This window comes from Enterobacter sichuanensis (genome assembly GCF_002939185.1).
Classification (GTDB): Bacteria; Pseudomonadota; Gammaproteobacteria; order Enterobacterales; family Enterobacteriaceae; genus Enterobacter; species Enterobacter sichuanensis.
The window spans coordinates 1-7,100 of sequence record NZ_POVL01000093.1; the positions used below are offsets into that span (position 1 = coordinate 1).

The window sequence follows — 7,100 nt, forward strand, 5'->3', positions numbered from 1 at the left end:
GCAATACCCTGTCGTATACAGAATTGCTGGCAATAAAAAAGAAGGAACACAAAGACCAGGGCGTTGGTGTGATCCCCTGGAGTCCGATGGCACGCGGCAGGCTCACGCGCGACTGGAGTGTCACGTCCCGACGAACGCAAAACGATGCCTTTGCATTAAAAATGTACGAGAACGCAGCCCGTCTGGATAAACCCGTTATTGATGTTGTTGCCAGCATTGCTGAAAAGCACCATGTGCCTAGAGCCCATGTTGCAATTGCCTGGTTGCTATCAAAAACGGTCATCACAGCACCGATCATCGGCGCGACGAAACCAGAACATCTTTCCACGGCTATCAGCGCGCTGGACTTTTCACTTAGCGATGCCGAAATCACGGAACTCGAGGCACTCTATCTGCCGCACCCCGTCGACGGGATCATTCCCCCACTTCCGGATACGCCACCTTCACTCACGCCGCATTCAGCAATACAGGACTGTTAATGCCCTACCCTGGCCCGGCGTTGCCGGGTCCCCCAGGACACTCATGCCCGGTCACTGATGTGAAAAGAGCAGGTTATTGTTCCGATCGAACACAGCCCCTTCGAGCACAAGCGCCCCCTCTGAAACGCTGAAGTACGGCTGGGCCTCCACGGTCTGAAGAGAACGCTCGCAGGGCGGTATGGGGACGGCACTGCGCGTAAGCGCGTTATGATTTAGTCCATTCATGTGGTTTATCCCCGGCAATAGCACTGAGGGAGACTTTACCTGCAGTCTCCCTGTAACAGCAGGTATTAATTTTTATCAAACTGACTTTCGGTAAACGGATCGGCGCGACCGCCCTGCAATGGGATTTTGGCAAGCGCCGCATCGATTTCGCGTAGCTCGCTGTCCGTCAACCGGAGTTGCGGTGCACCGCTGTTTTCTATTAGGTGCGGATATTGCGTCGTACCCGGGATAGGGACAATCCAGGGCCGCTGCGCCATCACCCAGGCCAGCGCGAACTGAACCGGAGTGGTGTTTTTGCGACGGGCCCACGACTGCGCGAATTCAAGCAGCACCATGTTTTTGGCCAGTGCATCGGGCTGGAAGCGTGGCAGGTTATGCCGCCGATCGGTGCTGTCGAACCGCTGGCTTGGATTGACTGCCCCGGCAAGGAAACTCCGGGCGGTCGGACAGTAAGGTACAAAGCCGATACCCAGCTCTTCGAGCGTTGGAAATATCCGTGTCTCCGGTTCACGCCACCACATGGCATACTCACTCTGTACTGCAGTCACAGGGAGTACCGCATGTGCGCGGCGGATTGTCCTGGCACTCGCTTCCGACAATCCCCAGTGTTTCACTTTACCCTCCTGGATCAACGCCTTCACGGTTTCCGCCACATCCTCAATCGGCACAATCGGATCGGGGCGATGTTGATAAAGCAGATCGATGTGGTCCGTTTTCAGACGCTTTAGCGAACCCTCTACGGCGCGGCGGATATGGTCAGGATGGCTGTTGAGGGAGGTTGGCTTCCCCTCCTCCACGCCGAAACCGAACTTAGTGGCAATCACCACACGATCGCGAACGGGGGCCAGTGCTTCCCCGACAAATTCTTCACTGAGATGGGGACCATACACCTCGGCAGTATCAAAGAACGTAATGCCTTGTTCGAAGGCGGCCCGGATGAGCGAAACCATGGCTTTACGATCGCGCGGACCACCGCCGTAATACCCCACCATAGGCAGACACCCGAGTCCCATGCTGGATACCTCCAACGAGCCGAGTTTACGCGTGGTTAAGGTCTCCTTCTGGACGGGAACAGCATCCGAAGGGGCGTTCGACGTGTCCTGACCAGCCGGGTTCGCCATCACTGCTCCGCTACTGCCAAGAGTACTAGCGGCCAACGCCAGACCGGCGCCGGCGATCAGAAAATTGCGACGACCCCGGGAAGCGGGTACAGAAGCAGAATGCTGGTCATGCATCATCTTGCTCATAAACTAGGACTCCCTAAAGCGAAGAAAGGATTCATTAATTTGGTGATTACCAGGCATAAGCCTGGGGCGCTTCTCCCCCGGGTCCGGGCCAGATTTCGTCGAGACAGCTCATGGTGTCGTCTGATAGCGTGATTGTCGTTGCGTGAAGCGCCTGATGGAGTTGTTCGACCGTACGAGGCCCGATAAGTGGAGCAGTAACGACAGGATTCTGCAGGAGCCACGCAAGCGCCACATCGGAAGGGGTTTCGCCGAGGTCCTCACATAATCCTTCGTAGGCTTCCAGCTGAGGACGGTGTTGTTCAATTAGACGGGCAAACGCGGGCCTTGCACGGCGCCCGCTTGCCATCTTTTTCAGTGCGCCACCAAGCAACCCTCCTGCAAGTGGGCTCCAGGGAATCAGTCCCAGGCCAAAATGGCGGCATGCGGGAATGACCTCCAGCTCAACAGTTCGGGCAGTCAGATTGTAGAGACTTTGCTCAGCAACCAGGCCAAGGGAATGACGGGCCGTAGCAACTGACTGCGCAGTCGCAATGTCCCAGCCTGCGAAATTGCTGCTACCGATATAAAGCACTTTTCCCTGCTGAACAAGGAGCTCCATGGCCTGCCAGACCTCTTCCCATGGTGTATAACGATCAATGTGATGCATCTGATAGACGTCAATATGGTCGGTCTTAAGCCGTCGCAAACTGTCCTCGCAGGCCTTGCGAATATGGTAAGCAGAAAGACGGCGATCATTCGGACCTGGCCCCATTGGCTGATACACTTTCGTCGCCAGAACGATACTGTCTCGCCGGCCACCCTGCTGGAGCCAGCGACCAATAATCTCTTCGGACAGCCCCGAGCCTTGCTGGATATCGGGTGATTGTTCAGTGCCATACACGTCTGCTGTATCAATGAAATTTATACCCGCCTCAAGCGCTTCATCCAGAATGCGGGCGCTGGTTTTCTCGTCGGTGACGTCACCAAAATTCATGGTTCCGAGACAAAGGCGGCTGACTTTCAGGCCGGTGCGGCCAAGATGCGTATAGTTCATACACGGCTCCGTTAGGTGAATGTTCCGCCCTGACCGACGGTCAGAGCGCATAATTTTCAAGAATAACGAAGCACAACGTGTTCAGTGAGAGGCGATGAGTGGATGGACTTGTGAAAAAAATTCAGCAACGGATTAGCCCTGGCGGACGTATCCGCATCAATGCTGCCGTTGAAGCGGCCAATCTTTTGCTTGCGCCAGTTATGCCCGCGTTTATGGATCGCTCCCGATATTGAAATCGATATTGTGGCCAGCAACCGTATGGTTGACGTCACTGATGCGTGCTTCGATGCCGGTATCCGCTGATTGAGTTCATACAGGAGGCCCGGCCGCTGGGGTTGTGAAATAGCGCCTCCATACTGAACGAGGCGTTATCGTCCCGTAGCGGATATCAGAAAATCAATCAGGGCCTTCACTCTTTTCGTTTTACCCGCGTTTTTGGGGTAATAGAGATACACTGGCGGGTAGGTTTTCCAGTAGCTCTCCATCACGGGTATAAAGCGCTCCCTGTCCGGCTGTAACTGCAAGATGGGTTCAAACAAACGTCCGATTCCCAGGCCGTTACGGATCCCGTCTGCCATAACGTCAATATCGTTGCTGATTAACTGCCCGGGCATCTCAACCGTCAACTGCTCTCCGCGATCGTTCAGAATCAACGGAAGGATGCGGTTGTTAGTAATAAAACGGTAGCCAATCAGCTTGTGTTGACTGAGGTCAGCCGGCACCTCGGGCATTCCATGCTCGCTGATATAAGCTGAGGATGCATATAACCCTTCACGAAAGGGTTTCATTAACGGCCGCGCCACCACCCCACCTTCGAGGATATCGCCAAAACGGATCCCAAGATCAAAACGCTCTTCGATAACATTCACGGTACCGTCGTAAACCGAAATTTCAAGCTGTATACCCGGATATTGCTGACAGAATTTCGCCATTGCAGGCTTAAGAATTAACAGATAGGCAAAACGCGAGAGCGTGATTCGCACGATACCAGAGGGCTCCTGATTCTGGTCGCGAATGCTTTCAAGCGAATTTTCCAGCGACTCCACCGCCGCAGCGGTCTGTTCCAGCAACAGCTGCCCGGTTTCCGTCAGCTCAATACGGCGGGTCGTACGCACAAAAAGCGGATGGCCAATATGATCTTCCAGCAGCTTAAGCGCATTGCTGACGGAGGGAGGCGTAATTTCCAGTTTTCTTGCGGCTGCCGAAATATTGCCCTCACGTGCAATGCTCTGAAAGATCCGTATCTGGTTATACAGGGCGTTATTCATAATGTGTTCCTAAAGCAATCTCCGCCTGATTATTAAGTACAGTCTAAAGATGCTTAAGTCAATGCTCCTCTAATCTTCGTGAAATTCGCCTCTTATACTTTTATCTCTTTCTACAACGACCTGAGTTCAGGAGACTATGATGCGAATTTTATGTCTGGATATCCCCGCACCTGGAGCATCGCTGGAAAAATATGCTCCACACCTTAACGCTGAAGCGCTGCACGCTTGGGGATTGTATAAATCCGGCTTCATCCGCGACATCTACTTCCGTCAGGACAGACCTGGCGTCGCTATTTTTCTTGAATGTGACTCTGTCGATGAAGCGATGAACGTAATGGCCGAATTCCCGCTGGCAAAAGCTGGCTTATTAAGCTTTGAGTGCATTCCGCTTGGCTCCTTTATTAACTGGGAAAATCTCTTTGCCGCTGAATACAAAAATAAATAGTGAGGCCCGATATGAAACCTGCAGATAAACCCGTGCTGTGTGTCGTTTCCAGCCATCCGATTAAAGGCGCATCCGGTGTTCCAACCGGTTTTTTCCTGGCCGAGCTGACCCATCCGCTGAAAGTACTGGAAGATGCCGGACTAAAAACGATGATAGCCAGCATTCGCGGGGGACAGCCGCCGGTGGATGGATTTGACCTCAGCGATCCTGTCAACGCCTGGTACTGGAACGAAACCGATTTTCAGCAGCGCCTGGCAACAACACCAGCGTTATCCGAGCTGAACGGTACCGATTACAGCGCCGTTTTCTTTGCGGGCGGCCATGGAACCATGTGGGATTTCCGCGACAGCCAGGATGCCCAGCGTATTATCCGCGAAGTATTTGAAAGTGATGGGATTGTCTCAGCCGTCTGCCACGGACCTGCGGCACTGGTTGACGCAAAGCTCAGCAGCGGCGAATACCTGGTGAAAGGCAAAAACGTGGCGGCCTTTACCAACAAGGAAGAGGAAGAAGTTCACACCACAGATGTGGTTCCCTACCTGCTTGAAACTGCACTTCGCGAGCATGGCGCGCTTCATCATGAAGCCCCGAACTGGTCTGAAAATGTGGTTACTGACGGTCGCCTTATCACGGGGCAGAATCCCGCTTCAGCACACGGTGTCGGTGTGGCGCTGTTAAATGCCCTCCGCCAGTCAGCTTAATCCATTCATCTCTTTTTCACCGTTACTCACCCTCTTTGGCCGGTTTACGTCAGCAATGTTCCGGCCTTTTAACAGGAGCTGAATATGAAAACACTACCCTCCGTCGCGCTGGGCACATGGTCCTGGGGCACAGGTTTCGCCGGTGGCGACACCGTCTTCGGCAATCATCTTTCTGATACTCAGATGGCAGACGTGTTCACCACGGCCATGAGTAAGGGCCTCAATCTCTGGGATACCGCAGCAGTATATGGCATGGGGAGTTCCGAGGCAGCGCTGGGAGCATTAGTCCGTCAGTTCCCCCGCGAGGATATGATTTTATCCACCAAATTCACACCGCAGATTGCGAACGAACAGTCAGCGCAGCCTGTCAGCGATATGCTTGAGGCCAGCCTTGGACGTCTGGGTGTGGACGCGATTGATATCTACTGGATCCATAATCCCCTCGACGTCGAAAAATGGACGCCAGGACTGATCCCACTTTTACAAAGCGGTAAGGTAAAACGCGTAGGTGTTTCCAACCACAATCTGGCACAAATCAGACGCGCCAATGAAATCCTTAACGCTTCCGGTTATTCCCTCAGTGCAGTACAAAATCACTACAGCCTGCTCTATCGCGCTTCTGAAGAGGCCGGGATCCTTGATTATTGCCGACAAAATAACATCACGTTCTTTGCTTACATGGTCCTGGAGCAAGGCGCGCTCAGTGGTCGTTATGATTCAAATCATCCCATGCCTGCCGGGAGTGGCCGGGCCGAAAGTTATAACGCAGTACTGCCGCAGATAGAAAGACTAACCGCCGCCATGAAAAAAATGGGAGCCGAAAGGAATGCCAGCGTGGCACAGATAGCTATCGCATGGGCTATTGCGAAAGGTACCCTTCCCCTCGTTGGTGCGACTAAAGTCCATCACGTGCTGGACGCCGCCTGCGCTTCAGACATCCAGTTACGCGATGAGGAAATCATCCTGCTGGAACAACTCGCCGCAGAGACCAGAGTGGATACACGAGGCGCCTGGGAAAAACCGATGGTGTAAAGCCCGTTCGGAACAGACTGTCATGAATGACACACACGAACGGGCTGTTCCGGGTGATTCTAATCTGTATCACTTTTACTGCTTTGTATGAAGGGTGAGAATATGAAAATCATTTGCCTCGAAGAACATTATCTCGACAGCGAGTTAGGGCGAGCGTGTATGCCTGTTGCGCTTGAGCAGGCACCTTTCCTTGGCGACTGGGGGAAAACCGTCGCTGATGGTCATAATCCTGACCGAAGCCGGCCGCAGATAGAAAAGAATGCGCTGATAAACGCGAAAGGCGCTGATTTGGGAAGCCGCCGCCTCAGGGATATGGATGAGGCGGGAATTACCCTGCAGATACTCTCTGTGGGCGGATTCCCCCAGCTGGCACCCGAGGATGAAGCGGTAACATTAAATACGGCGGCAAACGATCGCCTTGCCGAGGCGGTAAGAAATCACCCGGATCGCTTCGCGGCATTTGCCACACTTCCCTGGGCACAGCCGAAAGATGCAGAAAATGAGCTTGTCCGCGCAGTTGAAAAACTGGGGTTTAAGGGGGCACTTCTGAATGGCCGACCCTCTTCATGCTTTCTCGATCATCCTGACTATGACTCCCTGCTTTCCCGCTTTAATAAACTGAATGTGCCACTCTATCTTCATCCCGGATTACCGTTTAAAAGCGTGCAAC

General features: G+C 53.4%; 8 protein-coding genes and 2 pseudogenes. 6 read left to right on the forward strand and 4 right to left on the reverse strand.

Annotation, left to right across the window (positions count from 1 at the left end; all coding sequences use genetic code 11):
• A partial coding sequence (locus C5687_RS23110; RefSeq protein ID WP_146086305.1) for an aldo/keto reductase occupies positions 1 to 479 on the forward strand: 479 nt, incomplete at its 5' end.
• Between the two features lie 63 nt (positions 480 to 542).
• Here C5687_RS23110 and C5687_RS23115 read toward each other — a convergent pair.
• The 3 genes and pseudogenes from C5687_RS23115 to C5687_RS23125 form a co-directional block, all read right to left on the reverse strand.
• Positions 543 to 704 (reverse strand): annotated as a pseudogene (locus tag C5687_RS23115) (SMP-30/gluconolactonase/LRE family protein); the annotation flags it as partial.
• A 65-nt stretch (positions 705 to 769) separates the two neighbouring features.
• Complete coding sequence (locus tag C5687_RS23120; RefSeq protein ID WP_104558111.1) at positions 770 to 1,951, reverse strand: aldo/keto reductase; 1,182 nt, start codon at positions 1,949 to 1,951, stop codon at positions 770 to 772.
• A 46-nt stretch (positions 1,952 to 1,997) separates the two neighbouring features.
• The gene (locus tag C5687_RS23125) at positions 1,998 to 2,984 is read right to left on the reverse strand and encodes an aldo/keto reductase (RefSeq protein WP_104558113.1); all 987 of its coding nucleotides are present in this window, start codon (positions 2,982 to 2,984) and stop codon (positions 1,998 to 2,000) included.
• Between the two features lie 134 nt (positions 2,985 to 3,118).
• Here C5687_RS23125 and C5687_RS23130 point away from each other — a divergent pair.
• Positions 3,119 to 3,284, forward strand: a pseudogene (locus C5687_RS23130) (LysR substrate-binding domain-containing protein); the annotation flags it as partial.
• Between the two features lie 68 nt (positions 3,285 to 3,352).
• On the opposite strand, the gene C5687_RS23135 reads toward C5687_RS23130, so the two are convergent.
• Entirely contained in the window at positions 3,353 to 4,252 is a 900-nt protein-coding gene (locus C5687_RS23135; protein WP_032663514.1) for a LysR family transcriptional regulator, read from the reverse strand.
• Between the two features lie 139 nt (positions 4,253 to 4,391).
• On the opposite strand from C5687_RS23135, the gene C5687_RS23140 reads away from it, so the two are divergent.
• From C5687_RS23140 to C5687_RS23155, 4 genes are all read left to right on the forward strand, one after another.
• Positions 4,392 to 4,697, forward strand: coding sequence for a hypothetical protein (locus C5687_RS23140; RefSeq protein ID WP_032663513.1), 306 nt, complete (start codon positions 4,392 to 4,394; stop codon positions 4,695 to 4,697).
• A gap of 11 nt (positions 4,698 to 4,708) precedes the next feature.
• Positions 4,709 to 5,398 (forward strand): type 1 glutamine amidotransferase domain-containing protein, encoded by a 690-nt coding sequence (locus C5687_RS23145; RefSeq protein WP_104558115.1) that lies wholly within the window; start codon positions 4,709 to 4,711, stop codon positions 5,396 to 5,398.
• 84 nt (positions 5,399 to 5,482) lie between these two features.
• The gene (locus tag C5687_RS23150) at positions 5,483 to 6,430 is read left to right on the forward strand and encodes an aldo/keto reductase (RefSeq protein WP_104558117.1); all 948 of its coding nucleotides are present in this window, start codon (positions 5,483 to 5,485) and stop codon (positions 6,428 to 6,430) included.
• Between the two features lie 102 nt (positions 6,431 to 6,532).
• Positions 6,533 to 7,100 (forward strand): amidohydrolase family protein (locus C5687_RS23155; protein ID WP_158252236.1); only part of this gene is annotated, 568 nt, incomplete at its 3' end.